This window comes from Clostridium pacaense, assembly GCF_020709765.2.
Lineage (GTDB): Bacteria > Bacillota > Clostridia > Lachnospirales > Lachnospiraceae > Enterocloster > Enterocloster hominis.
Map to the genome: position 1 here is coordinate 17,927 of NZ_JAJFEB020000026.1, position 17,871 is coordinate 35,797.

18 protein-coding genes are annotated in these 17,871 nt (G+C 51.1%); 12 read left to right on the forward strand and 6 right to left on the reverse strand.

Annotation, left to right across the window (positions count from 1 at the left end; all coding sequences use genetic code 11):
* The first annotated feature begins 46 nt into the window (after nucleotides 1-46).
* Nucleotides 47-2,365, forward strand: a complete 2,319-nt coding sequence (locus LK536_RS55185) for a xanthine dehydrogenase family protein molybdopterin-binding subunit (protein ID WP_227796626.1) — start codon at nucleotides 47-49, stop codon at nucleotides 2,363-2,365.
* On the opposite strand, the gene LK536_RS55190 is transcribed toward LK536_RS55185, so the two are convergent.
* Nucleotides 2,362-3,288 (reverse strand): alpha-hydroxy acid oxidase, encoded by a 927-nt coding sequence (locus LK536_RS55190; protein ID WP_008719259.1) that lies wholly within the window; start codon nucleotides 3,286-3,288, stop codon nucleotides 2,362-2,364. The genes LK536_RS55185 and LK536_RS55190 overlap by 4 nt on opposite strands.
* Nucleotides 3,289-3,313: 25 nt before the next feature.
* The gene (locus tag LK536_RS55195; protein ID WP_008719257.1) at nucleotides 3,314-4,330 is read right to left on the reverse strand and encodes a LacI family DNA-binding transcriptional regulator; all 1,017 of its coding nucleotides are present in this window, start codon (nucleotides 4,328-4,330) and stop codon (nucleotides 3,314-3,316) included.
* 319 nt (nucleotides 4,331-4,649) lie between these two features.
* On the opposite strand from LK536_RS55195, the gene LK536_RS55200 reads away from it, so the two are divergent.
* The 11 genes from LK536_RS55200 to LK536_RS55250 all read left to right on the forward strand — a co-directional run bounded on the left by LK536_RS55200 (nucleotide 4,650) and on the right by LK536_RS55250 (nucleotide 14,280).
* Nucleotides 4,650-5,684: a sugar ABC transporter substrate-binding protein gene (locus LK536_RS55200; protein WP_008719253.1), complete on the forward strand. Its 1,035-nt coding sequence runs from the start codon at nucleotides 4,650-4,652 to the stop codon at nucleotides 5,682-5,684.
* Between the two features lie 70 nt (nucleotides 5,685-5,754).
* A complete protein-coding gene (locus LK536_RS55205; RefSeq protein ID WP_008719252.1) occupies nucleotides 5,755-7,260 on the forward strand; it encodes a sugar ABC transporter ATP-binding protein in 1,506 nt (501 codons plus the stop codon).
* A 26-nt stretch (nucleotides 7,261-7,286) separates the two neighbouring features.
* Nucleotides 7,287-8,285 carry an ABC transporter permease gene (locus tag LK536_RS55210; protein WP_008719250.1) on the forward strand — a complete coding sequence of 333 codons (999 nt, stop codon included), beginning with the start codon at nucleotides 7,287-7,289 and terminating at the stop codon, nucleotides 8,283-8,285.
* A 49-nt stretch (nucleotides 8,286-8,334) separates the two neighbouring features.
* Complete coding sequence (locus tag LK536_RS55215; RefSeq protein WP_227796627.1) at nucleotides 8,335-9,480, forward strand: Gfo/Idh/MocA family protein; 1,146 nt, start codon at nucleotides 8,335-8,337, stop codon at nucleotides 9,478-9,480.
* 134 nt (nucleotides 9,481-9,614) lie between these two features.
* Nucleotides 9,615-10,577 carry a sugar phosphate isomerase/epimerase family protein gene (locus LK536_RS55220; protein ID WP_025485896.1) on the forward strand — a complete coding sequence of 321 codons (963 nt, stop codon included), beginning with the start codon at nucleotides 9,615-9,617 and terminating at the stop codon, nucleotides 10,575-10,577.
* An 18-nt stretch (nucleotides 10,578-10,595) separates the two neighbouring features.
* On the forward strand, nucleotides 10,596-11,057 hold the full coding sequence (locus LK536_RS55225; protein WP_008719245.1) for a VOC family protein: 462 nt from the start codon (nucleotides 10,596-10,598) through the stop codon (nucleotides 11,055-11,057).
* 17 nt (nucleotides 11,058-11,074) lie between these two features.
* A complete protein-coding gene (locus LK536_RS55230; RefSeq protein WP_227796628.1) occupies nucleotides 11,075-11,593 on the forward strand; it encodes a VOC family protein in 519 nt (172 codons plus the stop codon).
* Between the two features lie 18 nt (nucleotides 11,594-11,611).
* Nucleotides 11,612-12,382 carry a sugar phosphate isomerase/epimerase family protein gene (locus LK536_RS55235; RefSeq protein ID WP_227796629.1) on the forward strand — a complete coding sequence of 257 codons (771 nt, stop codon included), beginning with the start codon at nucleotides 11,612-11,614 and terminating at the stop codon, nucleotides 12,380-12,382.
* Between the two features lie 531 nt (nucleotides 12,383-12,913).
* Nucleotides 12,914-13,366: an NUDIX hydrolase gene (locus LK536_RS55240; protein WP_002567924.1), complete on the forward strand. Its 453-nt coding sequence runs from the start codon at nucleotides 12,914-12,916 to the stop codon at nucleotides 13,364-13,366.
* A gap of 192 nt (nucleotides 13,367-13,558) precedes the next feature.
* Nucleotides 13,559-13,954: a nucleotidyltransferase domain-containing protein gene (locus LK536_RS55245; protein WP_331472246.1), complete on the forward strand. Its 396-nt coding sequence runs from the start codon at nucleotides 13,559-13,561 to the stop codon at nucleotides 13,952-13,954.
* Nucleotides 13,955-14,157: 203 nt separating this feature from the next.
* The gene (locus LK536_RS55250; protein ID WP_268886793.1) at nucleotides 14,158-14,280 is read left to right on the forward strand and encodes a hypothetical protein; all 123 of its coding nucleotides are present in this window, start codon (nucleotides 14,158-14,160) and stop codon (nucleotides 14,278-14,280) included.
* A gap of 258 nt (nucleotides 14,281-14,538) precedes the next feature.
* Here the strand turns inward: LK536_RS55250 and LK536_RS55255 are convergent, their stop codons facing one another.
* The 4 genes from LK536_RS55255 to LK536_RS55270 all read right to left on the reverse strand — a co-directional run bounded on the left by LK536_RS55255 (nucleotide 14,539) and on the right by LK536_RS55270 (nucleotide 17,717).
* On the reverse strand, nucleotides 14,539-14,655 hold the full coding sequence (locus tag LK536_RS55255) for a putative holin-like toxin (protein ID WP_420315240.1): 117 nt from the start codon (nucleotides 14,653-14,655) through the stop codon (nucleotides 14,539-14,541).
* A 183-nt stretch (nucleotides 14,656-14,838) separates the two neighbouring features.
* The gene (locus LK536_RS55260) at nucleotides 14,839-15,189 is read right to left on the reverse strand and encodes a cupin domain-containing protein (protein ID WP_008719223.1); all 351 of its coding nucleotides are present in this window, start codon (nucleotides 15,187-15,189) and stop codon (nucleotides 14,839-14,841) included.
* A gap of 19 nt (nucleotides 15,190-15,208) precedes the next feature.
* A complete protein-coding gene (gene lsrK, locus LK536_RS55265) occupies nucleotides 15,209-16,774 on the reverse strand; it encodes an autoinducer-2 kinase (protein ID WP_227796630.1) in 1,566 nt (521 codons plus the stop codon).
* 28 nt (nucleotides 16,775-16,802) lie between these two features.
* On the reverse strand, nucleotides 16,803-17,717 hold the full coding sequence (locus LK536_RS55270; RefSeq protein WP_025485912.1) for a sugar-binding transcriptional regulator: 915 nt from the start codon (nucleotides 17,715-17,717) through the stop codon (nucleotides 16,803-16,805).
* Nucleotides 17,718-17,871: the final 154 nt, after the last annotated feature.

The following is a 17,871-nucleotide window of genomic DNA, read 5'->3' on the forward strand; positions in this document are numbered from 1 at the left end:
CTGCGGACACATCCCCGGCCGCGGACAAGGAAGGAGGTGCACGGTGATGGAGCATAATCAGAAGAGGAATTTCCGCATTGTCGGCGCTCCGGTTGTGAAAAAGGACGCCAAGGCGCTGGTAACCGGAAAACCCGTATATACGGATGACCTGGCGTTGAAGGACTGCCTGATCGTGAAGGTGCTCAGAAGCCCTTACGCCCATGCACTGATTACAGAGATAGATTGTGCGGTGGCGGCTAAAACCCCTGGCATTGAGTGCATCCTTACATATAAAGACGTGCCGCAGAAGCGGTTTACCATGGCGGGGCAGACATATCCTGAGCCAAGCCCTTATGACAGGCTGATCCTGGACCAGCGTCTCCGGTTCGTGGGGGACGCGGTTGCCATTGTGGCTGGCGTGGATGAGGCGGCAGTGGACCATGCCATGCGCCTGATACGTGTTAAATACCAGGTGCTGGAGCCGGTGCTTGATATGCACGATGCCAAGGACGGCCATATCCTGGTGCACCCGGAGGAAAGCTGGCAGAGCCTTTGCAGCGTGGGCGCGGACAACCTCCGCAACCTGTGTGCTTCCGGAACCGAGGCCCATGGGGACCTGGACGCGGCTTTTGCCGTATGCAGCCATGTGATTGAGCGGGTTTATCACACCAAGGCCAACCAGCAGGCCATGATGGAGACATTCCGCGCCTACACCTACATGGATGTATATGGAAGGCTGAACATCGTGGCGTCCACCCAGGTTCCGTTCCACACAAGGAGGATACTTGCCCATGCGCTGGATGTGCCTAAGTCCAGGATCAGGGTCATCAAGCCCAGGATCGGGGGCGGCTTTGGCGCCAAGCAGACCGTGGTGGCAGAGGTTTATCCGGCTATTGTCACAATGAAGACAGGAAAGCCGGCAAAGATCATATACAGCCGTTATGAATCCCAGATTGCCTCTTCTCCCCGCCATGAGATGGAGGTGCGGGTGAAGATTGGGTGTGACGGCAGTGGGATCCTGCAGGCCATGGACGTGTATACATTGTCCAATACGGGAGCTTACGGCGAACATGGCCCTACGACCGTGGGGCTTTCCGGACACAAGTCCATCCCGCTGTACCGCACCCCAAAGGCGTTCCGGTTCGGATATGACGTGGTCTATACCAACCGCATGTCAGCTGGGGCATACAGGGGATATGGGGCTACCCAGGGTATTTTCGCCGTGGAATCCGCTATCAGTGAACTGGCGGCTGAGATAGGGATGGACCCGGTGAAAATGCGGGAGCTTAACATGGTAAAGGAAGGCGACATCATGCCTGCCTATTACGGCGAGCCGGCGAACAGCTGCGCCCTGGACCGCTGCGTGGCAAGGGTAAAGGAAATGATCGGCTGGGATGAAAAATACCCCAGGAAGCAGGTAAGCGGTTCAAAGGTGCGGGGTGTTGGCCTTGCAATGGCCATGCAGGGATCCGCTATCTCAGGCGTGGATGTGGCCAGCGTCTGCATGAAAGTGAATGATGACGGGTTTTACAGCCTGATGATCGGCGCTTCGGATATGGGGACGGGCTGCGATACAACCCTGGCGCAGGTTGCGGCAGAATGCCTTGGCTGTGAGCTGGATGATATTGTGGTATACGGGACGGATACGGATATCTCACCATATGATTCCGGTTCGTATGCTTCCAGTACGGCGTACCTGACCGGTATGGCGGTGGTAAAGACGTGTGAGACTTTAAAGAAGAAAATTCTGCATAAGGCTGCCAAATATCTGGAGTGCAGTGAGGATGAGCTGGAATTTGACGGCAAGCGGGTGTACCGGCTTACCTGCGAGGAAGATGGGAGCAGGAAAGAGATTACCATTAAGGACATCGGCAACCGTGTCATGTGCAGCAACGAGGATGCGCTTCAGGCAACGGAGTCCCATTCCTCGCCTGTATCACCTCCTCCCTTCATGGCGGGAGCCGCGGAGGTGGAAGTGGATACAGAGACAGGAAATGTGGAATTGCTGCGGTTTGTTGCAGCAGTGGACTGCGGCACGCCCCTTAACATCAATCTGGCAAGGGTGCAGACCGAGGGCGGCCTGGCCCAGGGAATCGGCATGGCCCTGTACGAGGATGTGACGTATTCCGATACAGGCCGGGTGTACGAGAATTCCTTCATGCAGTACAAGGTGCCCAGCCGCCAGGACGTGGGAAACGTGCAGGTGGAATTTGAGTGCAGCTATGAACCTACCGGCCCTTACGGAGCTAAGTCCATTGGGGAAATCGTAATCAATACGCCGTCACCTGCCATTGCCAATGCGGTGTATAATGCAGTGGGCGTGAGGGTCAGGGAACTGCCCATTACGGCTGAGAAGGTGTTCATGGGGATGAATGGGGCGGATTAAAGGGAAGTAAGCTTCCCGCCTCCCCGCCTCCAAAGCAGGGACGGGTCAATATGCCCCACATCAGGGGAACAGGTCCTGGCCATCATCCCGGCCAGTTCCGCAGTAATTTCAGCGATGGTATCAGCGGCGCCCTGGGCGCCGCTTTTTGATATGGCCTTCATCACAGGTCGGCCCACGCTGACGGCTGTGGCGCCAAGGGCCAGGGCCTTGAAGGCGTCGGCTCCATTCATGATGCCGCAGTCAACAAAGATGGGGATCCTCTTGTTGATTACGTCTGCAATCTCAGGAAGGACCATAAGGGGTGCAGCCGCTGTGGGGATGATTCCGTGGTGGTGGGAGACTACAATCCCCCCGGCTCCTGCCTCCAGGCATTTTCCTGCGTCCGCCGCGCTGAGTATCCCTTTGAGGATAAAGGGAAGCTTTGTCCTGCGGCAGTAACTTTCAATCTCCTTTAAGGTCCTGGGCCGCATGGGGTGTCCAAGGACATTGTCAGCCCTGCCCCTGGCGTTAAATGCATGGTCAAGGTCCATCCCCACCGCCAGGGCGCCCAGCTCTTCGGCCTGCGCTATTTTCCTTAACACAAGGGATTCGTCCTCGTAAGGCTTGATGATCCGGATGGTGGGGGCGCCGGTGGCGGCAATGGCGGAAAACTGTTCCTCCGTCCCCATCCCGGCCCAGTTGACGGTTCCTGCCATCCTGGCGCCCTGGGCCATTTCAACCATCCCGTCCCCTTTGCCGTCCATGCCTTTCAGATGGGAGAGCGCGGCCATCATTATGGGGGTGGAAAATGTCTTCCCATAGAGGTTTAAGGTGGTATCGGGGGTAACCGCATCGATGTGGCGCATTTCTACAAGTATTTCATCAAAATATTCCCTTGTGATTTCATTTGAATCTTTCGCTGGTTCGCGGAGCATGTGTTCCATAATATAAGTAATCCTTTCGTTTGTTTTACAGGGATGAGGACTCGCGTACAATGAGTTCGGTATCCAGCAATATTTTTTTGTTGGGTATGGCGGGATTGGTGATTTTCTCAAAAAGTGTTTCAGCGGCCATGAATCCCAGCTGCGACTTGGGCTGGTTGACCGTGCTCAGGGCGGGGACCAGGCTTTTTGATATTTCCAGATTATCAAAGCCCACCACGGCCACCTGTTCCGGCACCCTGCGCTTGGAGAGGTAACAGGCGCGCAGGACCGCCGCACCGTAAACATCGGATACGGTGAAAAATGCATCCGGGGGTTCGCTCAGGTTAAGTAACTGCAGGGCGGCGGAGGTGGCCAGGTCGGAGTCTATCTCAGGCAGCTGTACGATATATTCCTGGTCCACCGGGACCCCGGCTTCTTCCAACGCCTGCATATATCCCTGCAGACGGTGCTTGGCGTATTTATACCGGAAGGGGCCGTTGATGAAGGCTATCCGCTTCTTTCCCTGGGCCAGCAGATGTTCCACCGCCATCTTGGCGGAAGCGATATCGTTTATGCTGACATATGGAAGGTCAGTATCCTCATTGTATTCGCAGCACTGTACCACGCAGGTGGTATCCGACAATTTCTTAATCAATGACGTTTCAATACAGTTCATGGTAATCAGGCCGATTACCTTGTTCTGCTTGAGTGTTTTCACAAGCAGGTCAATGGTGCCTGGGTTAATATGGCCTTCATTAATCAACATGGAATAACCATGGCGTGAAATCGACGCACGCGCCCCCTTTATGATGGCGCCGTAAAAGGGGTTGTTAAGGGAAGGGATATTAATGAGGATAAGGCCTGTGGAGGCGGGCTGGGGGATGGGGGATTCGTTGATGCTGCATCCCAGCTGTTTCATGGCCTGGATGACTTTTTCATAAGTCTCCCCCTTGACGATTTCCCTCTGATTAATCACCCGTGATACCGTAGCAGGCGAAACCCCTGCCACAGCAGCTATTTCTGATACTTTGACTTTCTTATTCATATCTAAATTCGTATTCATGGCACTGCTCCAATTCCAAATGATTTTCAGAAAAAAACAATATTATTTATGTTTCTAGTTCAACTATAATCGGTTTTCTGAAAAAAATCAATATATTTCAGTGAAAAATATTTTCAGCGGGAATAAAATGTGCATATTGCACAATAAAAAAATGTTAAATTATGCATAATCACAAAAAAGTACAAAAGCGTTGACAAGTTTTCCTGAAAGGATTATGATTATTTCAGAAACAGCGATGAAACGAATGAAACAAACCGCAATCACATGGTTGGCGGCAAGGCTGTTATAAAACTTATATAATTATGAGGAGGATTTAGTAATGAAGAAAGCAGCAGCAATGTTATTGACAGCAGCAATGGTGGTATCCCTTGCAGGGTGCGGAGGAGACAAAGGAAACGCGGTTGCCGGTACAACAGGCAAGAGCAGCACTGCCAGCGGGGAACAGGCTGCGGATGATGGGAAGAAGGTTTATAAGATAGCAAAATCATTTTCAAACCTGGATGAAAATAATAAACGGAGCATGATTGCGTTTCAGGCTGAGGCGGACGCCTATATGGCGGAACATCCCGATGTTGCCATTGAGATCATTACCACCGACGCGCAGGCCAGCCAGGATAAGCAGCTTGCCGATGTGGAATCTCTGATTGTACAGAACCCGGACATCCTTATTATAAGTGAAGTTGACACCAGCGGCGCAATCCCGGCATTCCAGGCAGCAAAGGCAGCCGGCATCATAACCATGGGAGAGCGCGGCACGGAAGATGAAAGCGTGGATATTTCCTTCCGCGGCATGGATGAGGATTCCATTAAGGAGATGAAAAAGAAGTTCATCCTTAATTATCTGGATGAGAACCCGGATACGGTCCTTAACTTCGGCCTGATTTATGGAATTGCATCCCAGACAGAGCAGCTTAAGAGGAATCAGGATGTGCTGGAGCTGGCAGAGGAAATGCCAGACCGTGTGAAGGTCCTGGATTCCCAGTACGCGGACTGGAGCACGGACAAGGCCACTAACATCACGGAAGACTGGCTCATGAGATATCCGGAGATGAACGCTGTTTCCACTGCATCCGATGATATGACCCTTGGGGTGTGCAATGCGCTTATCGCACAGGGCAAGAGCGGTTTCCTTACAATGGGCGTTGACGGGACAAAAATCGGACGTGAACAGATTAAGCTTGGCAACCAGACAATGACTGTCCTGGCGGACCAGGAAAAGATTGAGGGCGTACGCCTGGATATCTGCATAGGCGCGATTGACGGTACATTTACGGATTCTTTTGCCACGGCAGGCGAGGACGGCCTGGTGGTACTGACCAGCGAAAACATTGACGAATACATGAATATGAATTAAGGATGTCAAGAGGGCGGTTACAGCCCGCCCTTTCTTTACTGATAATCGGCGCTTGAGATGAGGTAGATATATGAGTCAAGAGATAATTTTAAAAATGGAAGGAATCACCAAGCTGTTTCCCGGCGTCAGGGCACTGGATAAAGTGGACCTGGAGCTTCGGAAAGGGGAGGTGCATGCGGTCATTGGCGAAAATGGAGCCGGAAAGTCTACTCTTATGAAGGTTCTCCTGGGAATCTACACCCCGGAGGAGGGCACGGTGACTTATAAAGGGAAAAAGGTGAATTTTACCAGTCCCCTGGATGCGCTGCATTCCGGAATTGCAATGATTCACCAGGAGATAAGCCTGATCCCCACCATGGATGTAACGGAGAATATCTGGCTGGGCCGGGAAAACCAGTTCATGAAGGCGGGCATGATCCACAAAAAGGCCAGGTATGAAAAGACGGAAGAACTGTTGAAACAACTGGATATCAAGCTGGATATCAAGGCCCTGGTGAAGAATCTGTCGGTGGCGCAGATGCAGATGGTAGAGCTGATCCGTGCAACCTCCTATGGCGCAGATGTGATTATCATGGATGAACCCACTTCGGCTTTGGCGGATGACGAGGTTAAGACGCTTTACCGGATTGTAGCGGATTTATCCAGAAAGGGCGTATCCATTATTTTCATATCCCATAAACTGGAAGAAATATTCGACATATGCGACCGTGTATCCGTATACCGGGACGGTCAGTACATAGCTACCAGGGACTGTACGGACATCACGCAGCCTGAACTGGTCAATATGATTGCGGGACGCGATATCACCAACCTGTTCCCGAAGCAGACGGCAGAGATTGGCGATGTTGTCCTGGAAGTGAAGAACTTTAACCGTATCGGTGTGTTTAAGGACATTAATTTCTCTGTCCGCAGGGGGGAAATCCTGGGAATCAGCGGTCTGGTGGGAGCCGGGCGGTCAGAAATCATGCGCGCCGTGTTCGGCAGCGACCCAAAGGATTCCGGCGAGGTCTTTATAGACGGAAGACAGGTGCGTATAAGGAATCCAAAGGACGCCCTGGACAACGGCCTGGCCATGCTGACGGAAGACCGTATGCGGTCGGGATCCATATATGCCCTTTCCGTCAAGGCTAACACCACCATTGCGGTGCTGGGCAGGCTTTGCAATAAAATGGGTGTGATTGACAGCAAAAAGGAACGGGAAGTGTTTGAGGAAAACCGGGATATGATGGCGGTCAAATGTTCCTCTGAAAAACAGCTGATCAGCCAGCTCTCCGGCGGCAACCAGCAGAAGGTCCTGATTGGCAGATGGCTGTTGACAGAGCCTAAGGTACTGATCGTGGATGAGCCTACCAGGGGCATCGATGTGGGTTCCAAGTCGGAAATCCATAAGCTTCTCAGCACGCTGGCAGGAAAAGGCATGGCCATCATCATGATTTCCTCGGAGCTTCCGGAAATCCTGGGGATGAGCGACCGGATCCTGGTAATCCGCCACGGACGGGTGGTCTGTGAATGCGACCGGGCGGAGGCGACCCAGGAAAGCCTGATAACCCATGCATTCGGAGCATCCCAGGCTTAATTATATACGGAGAAAGGATTGGAAAAATGGATAAGACAAAGAAAAAAGACACTTTGCTGGATACCCCCATCGGGAAATTCGTAATGGATAATAAGGCGCTGGTCATTCTGATCATCCTGTTTATATTGATGGCAATTGGCACAAACGGAATCTTCACCAGCGGAGGCAACTTGAGGAACCTGATCCGTCAGGTGGCATACAGCGTTATTTTATCAGCCGGCTATACGCTGCTTTTAAGCTCCGGCCACATCGACCTGGCGGTTGGCTGTATGGTAGGTCTGGTAGGCGTAATCCTTGGAAAATTCCTGGTGGCGGGCGTTCCGATTCCGGTGGCTGTGCTGGGGGCCTGCGTGGCAGGCGTTGCCTGCGGCACGATCAGTGCCACAATCATCACTGCATTTGACCTGCCTCCGTTCATCGTGACCCTGGCGACCATGTCCGCATTCAAAGGCGCCACCTATCTGGTGACGAAAATGGTTCCGGTTTCCAACCTGCCTCAGGAGTTCATTGTAATCGGACAGGGCTACTGGCTGGGAATCCCCATTCCGGTATATATCATGCTGGGAATGGTATTCATCATGGTATTCATCCTGAATAAGACTAAGTTCGGCCGCTATGCGCTGGCAATGGGAGGAAACCCGGAGGCGGCAAGGCTTTCCGGCATTAATATCGCAAGGGTGCGCTGGGGCGTGTACGCCGTAATGGGGGTATATATCGCCATTGCAGCCACTGTGCTGACGGCACGTTCCGCCTCTGCCCAGGTAGCGGCAGGACAGAACACGGAATTGGACGCCATTGCCGCTGTTGTCATCGGCGGAACCCCTCTTTCAGGCGGAAGCGCCAACGTGGTGGGGACTATCTTCGGATGTATGATTGTAGGCGTCATCAACAACGGCCTGAACCTGCTGGGAGTGGATTCAAACTGGCAGCTGGTAGCAAAAGGCGTGATGATCCTTCTTGCAATTATCCTTGATGTGATGTCCACAAAACTGGCAGACAGGATGAGTAAGGCGAAGATGGCGTAATTAGTACGGCATTGCGTAAATTCCTAAGTAATAGGGAAAGGAAATCAATATGGATAAACGGAAAGTAGCGGTAATTGCAACCGGATTCACCGGACAGCAGCATGTGGAGGCGGTCCGCAGGATACCGGGCAATGAAGTGGCGGCCCTGGTGGACTCCAATGAGGAAGCGCTTAAAGCAAAGGCGGCGGAATTAGGGGTAGGGCGCATTTACACGGATTACAGACAGATGATAGACGAAATCCATCCGGATGTGGTACATAACTGCACGCCCAACGGCCTGCACTACGAAATTAATAAATATGTGATGGAGAAGGGAATCCACATATACTGTGAGAAACCCCTGGCAATCACGGTGGAACAGGGCCAGGAGCTTGTGGCGGTTGCCGAAAAGAACCATGTGGCCGCAGGCGTGAACTTTAATTACAGGAACAATGCCATTGTCCAGGAGATGAAGGAACGGGTGAACAATGGTTCCGTTGGACGTATCTTCCATGTGACAGGACAGTATACCCAGGACTGGATGATGCTTGATACGGATTATAACTGGAGGCTTACGTCTGACATGGGCGGAAACTCCAGGACCGTGGCCGATATCGGAAGCCATTGGTTCGACACGGCCCAGTATGCCTTGGGTAAGAAAATCACGGCGGTGCGGGCGGAGCTTATGACCGTGCACCCCTTTAGGAAGAAGCCTGACAGGCAGGTAGAGACATTTGCCAGCGTGGAGGAAGATGGGTATGAACTGGTCCCTGTCACGTCAGAGGACGCGGCGTTCATCCTGGTAAGGTTTGAGGATGGGACGCTGGGGAACCTGAACCTGTCCCAGGTAAGCGGCGGTCATCTCAATGACCTGCGTCTGGAAGTTTCCGGGGAACGGTGTTCCATGGAATGGCAGCAGCAAAGCCCGGATGTACTGTCCATCGGCACCAGGGAAAACGGAGTGCAGATCATCCGGTCATCACCGGCAGCGCTTTCCGGGGACGCGGTAAGGTATGCCACCCTTCCGGGCGGACATCCGGTTGCATGGAGCGATGCGCTGAGAAATGGAATCCGGGAGTTCTATACTTCAATTGAACGGGGGACATTCTCCCAGACCGAACAGACCTATGCAACCTTTGCAGACGGGGTGCAGATCATGAAGCTGGTGGACGCCTGCATGGAAAGCGCAAAAAACGGCGGCTGGGTAACGCTGTAAATCACGGGCGGACCGCCTGATATGGCCTCGGGCAGATATCAGGCCCTGTCCTCACCGTTATCTGCCCAAGACGGTAATAGGAGTATTCGGAGCAGCCTTCTGCAGCGGAGGCTCCGTGAGAGAGGAGTTTTAGTATGAAAATCGGAACATTAACAGTACCATTTGCATCCCAGCCATTAAAGGACGTGCTTCCTTATCTGCACGGCCTGGGCGTGAAGGCGGTGGAACTGGGAACCAGCAGGGTGACGAACAGCGCGCACTGCAATCCGGATGTATTTCTGGGAAACCCGGATAAAATCAAGGAATTAAAACAGCTTCTGGAAGAGAACGACATGGTGATATCTGCTTTATCCTGTCATGGCAATCCCATTCATCCGGATAAGAAGATAGCGGCAGCGGACCATAAGGCATTTGTTGATACCGTGGCCCTGGCACAGGAGCTGGGGGTGGACACCATCGTGACATTTTCCGGCTGCCCGGGCGATTCGGACGGGTCCCACTACCCTAACTGGGTTACCTGCCCCTGGCCGGAGGATTTCATGAAAGTGCTGGACTACCAGTGGAATGAAAAGCTGGTACCTTACTGGAAGGAAGCGGCGGCCATTGCAAAGCGCGCAGGGGTAAAGGTTGCCATTGAAATGCATCCCGGCTTCTGCGTTTACAATACGGAAACCATGCTGCGCCTGAGGGAGGCCACCGACGATGTGATAGGGGCCAACTTTGACCCCAGCCATCTGTTCTGGCAGGGGATGGATGCGGTATCCGCCATCCGGGAACTGGGCGATGCCATCCATTACGTGCATGCCAAGGACTGCCGGATTGACAAGGGGAATACGGCCAGGACAGGAGTCCTGGACACGAAACCATATGGGGACGAGATTAACAGGAGCTGGCTTTTCAGGACCGTTGGTTACGGACATGACAGCCAGACCTGGAAGGATATCATATCCGCGCTCCGGATGACGGGATATGACGGGGTGGTATCCATTGAACATGAGGACAGCCTTATGTCGGTAAAGGAAGGCTTGGAAAAGGCAGTTCAATTCTTACAGGATATAATTATAGAAGAAGAACCTGCACAAATGTGGTGGGCATAAAAGAAAAGGAGAGAGATTATGGCAATCAAATACAAGGGACTTGGTCATGTGGCGCTTCGCTGCAGGGAGAACAATCTGGAAAAGCTGGAAGAATTTTTTACGGAGACAATGGGATTCAGGAAGGCATTTGATTTAATTAATGAACACGGGGAGACATGGATTTCCTATTTCCGTGTGGCGCCGGGACAGTACATAGAGATAATCCCGGAAATCCCGTCTGACCGTCTGGACTATTACGACGGCACAAAGAAGCGCTGTGAGCGCTCCCACTATCATGTATGCTTTGAGGTGAATGACCGTTTTGCAGCGGTAAAGGACCTGGAGGAAGGAAAAGGCCTTCCGGTGGGACGTACGCCGGATGATTCCGTGGGACTCTGCAAGAGCCACTGTATGTTCGTGTTTGACCCTGAGGGCGGGGAGTGGGAATTAATGGAATTCACACCTGACAGCCTGCAGATTGTAAATGACAAGGAATTATAAAACGGGAGGAAAAGAAAATGGGAAAATATATCAATCGATTGAGCCACTGCACATTCTGCTGCAATGATTACCCTAAAATGGTAAAGTTTTATGAGGAGGTAATGGGGCTTGAGAAGCTGTTCACCATCAATTTTGAGCAGGACATCATCGACGGCTACCTGGAGAAGGGATATCCGTTAGAAGCAAAGCCGGGGGATGAGTGGATCAGCTATATGAAAATCGCCCCGAAGGAATTCATCGAGCTGTTTAACGTGCCCTATATCGGCAGGAACGACACCAAAAACCAGGAATTCCACCATGTATGCCTGCTGGTAGAGGATATTTTCCAGGCGGCAAAGGAACTGGAGGACAAGGGCCTTACGCTCTGGCACGGTCCTGAGTGGATGGAAGAACCCTTTACCAAGCCATTTGCCGAGGAGGGAACCATTGGCCAGTGTAATTCCTACGGCTTCTATGTCCAGGATCCCGAAGGGAATGAAATTGAGATAATGCAGTACACGGAAAACAGCCTTCAGGTTGCAAACGACTACGATTGATTTAGGGGGAACCGGCTCATGAAAATGGGATATCAGTTATACTCTGCCCAGTCTTTATGTAAAACCAAAGAAGGACTGATTGATACAATTAAAAATATTGCAGCCATGGGATATGACGGTGTGGAATTCTGCAGCTATCAGGGGATAACTGCAGGCGAGATGAGGGAACTGCTTGCCGGCTGCAACCTTGAAGCGTGCAACTCCCATGTCCAGCTGGAACGGTGGGAAGCGAATGCAGAGGGGGAATTCATCTATGCCAAGGAGGCCGGAATCCCCTGCCTGACGATTCCCTGGCTGGCGCCCGGGCTTCGTACCGGGGAAGGCTATCAGAAGATAAAGGACATGATTCCGGATCTGATTGCCCTCGGCAGGAAATACGGCGTGCGCCTGCTGTACCACAACCATGATTTTGAATTCAAGGAGGATGCAGGCGGGAACGGCTATGTCCTGGACTCCATTTTATCTGCGGATGATTCGGTGGGGTTGGAGCTGGATACGTTCTGGGCCTATTTCGCAGGGGTGGATCCCGTGGATTACATGGAAGGGAAGAAATCCCGGCTTGAAATGATCCACGTCAAGGATTATGAGAGCCTTGGCGGCACGGTTTCGGATGATGGGGAGGAAGCGCCTACATTCTGCGCCATCGGCACCGGGAACATGAATAACCTGCGGATTCTCTCCTGCGCAAAGGCGCTGGGGCTTTCATGGGTCGTTGTAGAACAGGATAACAGTAAGATTGATGTGCTTGAGAGCGCTGAACTCAGTATCAGGGGGTTGAGGCAGTATTGAGGAAGCCTGCGTGGGTGGAAAAGCCTGTGAGAGGCTGGGAAAGGCCTGCGTGGGCCTGGGAAAGTCTGCGGGAATCTGAAAAACCTGCGTGGGTCTGGAATAGCCTGAGAAGGCTTGGAGAGGCCTGCATCGGTCTGGAAAGCCTGCGGGAATTTGGAAAGACCTGTGGGGATTTGGAAAAGCCCGCGTGGCCTGGAATGATATCTGGATAGGACAGGCGGGATAGATAGGAGATTGGCAGAAAGGATACCTTGTGTAATATGCGGGGGTATCCTTTTTTTCGGATGGAAGGCTGTGCCGGCAATCTGTTTTGGTTTATTCTGCCTTGGCGGATTAAAATAAATTACTAAAAGTGTGAACATGATGAATTACCAAATGAATTACCAGTTACCTCCCAGCCCCAAAACACAGATAAACCTTGCATATCCTTTCCAAAAGTTGTATACTAAGACCAGTTATGGTCAGTGCCGCCGTACTTTCGGGTATGGCGACAGCACGGCCAGGTTCACACCAACACCAGGAGGAATTGCAATGATTGAGGCAACGAGCTGCGGCGGTGTGGTTATATTTCGAGGGAAGATTCTCGTCCTTTACAAGAACTATAAGAATAAGTATGAAGGATGGGTATTGCCTAAGGGAACAGTAGAAGCTGGCGAAGAGTATAAGGAAACGGCGCTCCGCGAGGTAAAGGAGGAGACCGGTGTCAGTGCATCCATTATCAAGTATATCGGCAAGAGCCAATATTCATTCAACACCCCACAGGACGTGGTGGAAAAGGACGTACACTGGTATCTGATGATGGCCGACAGCTATTACAGCAAACCACAGCGGGAAGAGTACTTTCTGGATTCCGGATATTATAAGTTCTATGAAGCATACCATCTGCTGAAGTTTTCGAATGAGAAGCAGATACTGGAAAAAGCATATAATGAGTATCTGGATTTGAAGAAGAGTAATCTTTGGGGAAGCAAGAAGTATTTTTAAGTGAATAGTGACGTAATTAAGGGCGTTCTGCGAGGGCAGGGCGCCCTTTTGACTCCGATTTGACTCCAAAGAGATGAAGTAACCCCTGTAATTCAGAAATGTTCAAATAATATCTGCAGAAAATCCTTCTTAGCTGATTTTTTCTGGTTTAGATTCCGGAAAATGTTGTAAGGCATTCATCAATCGGATATAATGAAAAGAGATACAGCTGATATATGCCAAAACGTAAAACAGAGAGGAAGTGGTATTTTGCAAAATCAGACCCAAGATGTACTTTTTCAGTACGTGAATAGAATACATGAGATATATGGGCGTGAATTAAAGGCTGTTATTTTATATGGTTCCTATGCAAGGGGAGATTATACCGAATCCTCAGATATAGATATTATGATTCTTGTGGATTCATCGGAGGATACCATAAAACAAAAAGGGCGTATGGTTTCTGACATAACCTTTGATTTTAATCTGGACCATGACATTCTGATTATGCCGATTGTTAAAAATATAAATCATTTCCAATACTGGCTTCCGGCGGACCCTTTTTATAAGAATGTAAAAAATGAGGGGGTCGAATTGTATGCTACCTAATAGTGGAAATCCTAGGGACCTTGCCATGCATCGTCTTATAGTTGCAAAGGAAGATTTGGAAACTGCAAAAGATGATTTTACAGGTGAGCATTTCAGGGCAGCCAAGGCCGGAACACCCGCTTCAGCGAGGGCGCAATAAGGACATTTACTAAAAATAAAGAAAATCAAGGCTTTCGGCTTTTGGCAGGCAGTCAGGCAGGTGAATGAAAGAGCAGGAATTTTTATTATTAGTAAGCCCGGATAGAAAGAACATTGATTTTTTAAGAGCCTGTGCAGCCTATACAACAAGAAAAGCAGAATCATATTTATCACTTGAAATGGCTTGAAAACAAAGGATTTTCTTCTATATAAAAAGGGTATCGGTATTTAGACTGTGTATTTTGGCATGTCCAATCAGCGTATCGTGTATACAGGAGGTGAAAATTAAGAAGGAATTTCTAAGAATCACTTGAAATCAAGATGAGGATTGACTATAATAGAAGTGTAAAAGAAAGCACCCACTCCAAAAGTGGATGCTCCTAGATGGGGATTCTAAATGTCCTTACGGACACCGCCCACCCTGTGGACCAGACAGGGTGGGCATTTTATTTACGCTTTTTTCTCTTGTCGAGAAAGGCGATAATCGCTACGATCAGACTACCAAAGGATATTAACAAAGCCAATATCCCTATGAAGATTGAAATAATCTCATATGCTGTCATAGGCGCTACCTCCTTTCTTATGTATTCCGGCGAACCGGTTTTACAAGTCTAGGAGGTTGCCACTCCTGTCATGAGTGCTTTCCTGATAACTATTCTACCAGATTATCTATAGTCTTTCAATAAAGGAATGAAAAAAGGGCCCGGCCATATCCACAGCCGGACCCTTCCCCAAACGGTATCCCATCAATAAGTATAATCCTCAATCTCCACCTTATCCACTTCCTGATAAGGAGCCAATGTGGATATCATCTTCACTGTCTTATCATAAGAGTTGACGCAGTAGTGGATTTCAGAAGGTTCTATATGAATCAGATCCCCTTGTTTTAAATGATGCACGGTCCCGTCGACCACAATGTCGATTTCTCCTTCCAGGACAAAGAAGTTCTCCTCCATGATATTGTGGTAATGCGCCTTAAAATCCTCCCCTGGCTGGAACTGCACCACTGCAAAATTCATCCTCGGGCCTTTCATCAGGTATTTGGGGCCGCTATTGCCGAAGCGGTATTCTTTCTCACTCTCATTTACAATAAACATCTTAATATGTCCTCCTATTCTATAATCCTGGGGCAGCCCACATGCTCTTGGTCAGATCCTGGTTGCAGATATCCAGCTGAGCCTTGTAAACCTTGCGCCATTGTTCATACATTTCACAGTAAATCTTATGGTTCTCCATATCAGGGACATAGGTGGTGTCCCATTTCACCAGCTTCCCGGCTGCCTCTGACATGTCGTCGTATATCCCTACCCCATAGCCTGCCAGGATGGCGGCGCCCAGGGCTGTTGCCTCTTTGACAACCGGGACCTTCACGGGAAGTCCCAGCACATCGGACAGTATCTGGCACCACAGCGGGCTTTTGGAAGCGCCTCCTGCGAAAATGATTTCCTCAGGCTGGTTGCCAGTGGCCTCCCGGACCAGGTCCAGATGGCCCCTGGTGACCAGGGCTGTGTTCTCAAGGATGGCGCGGTAGAACGTGTACTTAGAGAATCGCACCGGGTCCAGTTCAAAGTTGGTAAAGGTGGGCGAAGCATGCTTCCAGCTGATGAAGTTCATGACATCGGAAAATGTACACATCATGCCGTAGCATCCGGCCGGTATATCCTTGGCATACCGGTTCATCACATCGTAAGGGTCCGTACCCTCAAGCTTTGCCAGCTCCTTCTCGGCCTGGCAGAAGCCGTCCCGGAACCATCGCATCACAAGGCCGGGTTTAAATGCAAGGGCCTCGTACTGCCATACGCCCGGTACGGCGTGGCAGTTGACGCGGACACGGCAGTCCTGGTCGGTCTGGCCGTCCCCTGTGTTGTACTCATACTGCCAGAAGCTGCCGCCAAAGACAGCTGCCTGGTTTGGCTTCACCACCCCTACGCCGATGCAGCCTAACTGGGCGTCGCCGCCGCCCACAATCACGGGCGTGCCCTGGGCCAGTCCTGTCTGGGCCTCACACTGGGCTGTCACGGTCCCGGCGGTGGAGCCGCACTCGCGTACCTCGGGGAAAATGTCGGTGCGCAGTCCGCAGCGCTCTGCAATGGTAGGATCCCAGTCCCTCTTCTTGAGGCTGAACAGGCCGGTGGTGGAACCGTTGCTGGGTTCCACGGCCAGGACCCCGGTCATCTTATAGATGAGCCAGTCATTAAACATGCCCACATAGGCCAGCTTTTCGTATACTTCCGGCATCTTGTCCTTGACCCACAGAAGACGTGGCAGGGCGTCCAGGGCATAGGTCTGTCCGGACTCCAGATACAGTTCCTTTTCCTGGCCGGGATAGGCCTGGCGCAGGCGGCCCACTTCATCATCGCTTCTGGCATCCACGTTGGCACAGGCCCAGATTTCCCTGCCTGATCCGTCGTAGAGTACAATCCCCTCCCTCATACAGGTGGTGGAGACGGCTGCAATCTCTTCCGGCGCGATTCCTGATTCCTTCAGTACGCCCCGGATGCATCCGCAGGTCAGTTCCCAGTTGTATGTCCAGTCAAAATCCATGCTGCCCGGATATCTGGGGTCTTCCTTGTGCTCCCATTCCTGTTGCACACATGCGGCCTGGTTGCCGTCCAGATCGAACAGGACCGCCCGGACGCTGCCTGTACCGGCATCAACAGCAAGAAAGTATTTCTTTGACATATGTAACTCCTCCTTTTTGATTTCTCCTTTAATCTAAATCAATCAGCTGCATCGCAGTGTCCTCATCCGTGATTAAAACATCCAGATAACTGCCTCTGAGGGCGGCGCGTATGGCATCCACCTTCTGGGGACCGCCGGATATGCCGATTACATTATTCAGGCTCTTCAATGTATTCAACGAGGTGCTGAACAGCCGTTCCTCGATGTCGCTGTGGATAGGGCTGCCATCCTTGTCAAAAAAGTGGGTCAGTATATCGCCGACCGCTCCCTGCATGGAAAGGTACAGGAAGTCATTGGGATTCAAGATACCGTTGGAGATAATGGTTGCATCCTCGTTCATGGCCCCGATTCCCACCACGGTCATGGTGGCCAGGCGGACCATCCTTGCAATCTCCTGGATGGGCGGCTCGTCACGCATGGCCTTGCACATCTCCTTGGAGGATACAAGAAGGGGGGCGGGGTACAGGTAAAGCTTGGCATTGAAGATGTTGGAACGGATATTGGGCAGGTAATAGCTGACCCCGCCTGTGAGGGAAACCACGGAGATGGGGGATTCGGCTATGGTGGCCAGATGGTTCAGCACCCTGCTGGGGGTGTCCCCGTATCCCATGTTGATGAACATGTTCTCCGTCAGCCTGTCGCCGATATACATGGCGGCTGCCTGGGCAATGGTCTCGTTAAGGTTGGAGCCGTTCGGCGGGGTGGGTACCACGAAGACATCCTTTAAGTTCCACTGGGTGGTGAGTTTCTGTTCGAGCATCAGCTGCTGGCTCCGCTCAGGAGAAATCTTAAACTGAATCACCCCTGTCTGTCTGGCCTTTTCCAGCAGCTTGATGACCTTCATGCGGGATATCCCCAGCTTCTCGGAAATCTTCTGCTGGGTCATGTTTTCTATATAATAGTACCAGGCTGTTTTAACGATTAAGGAATCTTCATAATCCATACCGGCCCTAACACCTCCTGTATCACGATTTGTAACATGATTTATATTATGAAGCAAAACATATGAAGCCAAACAATAGAAAAGAAGTGAAACAAATGTTTTGATTCAAATAAAATGTTTACTTTGACATTAGTATATCAAAGGGCAACATTAA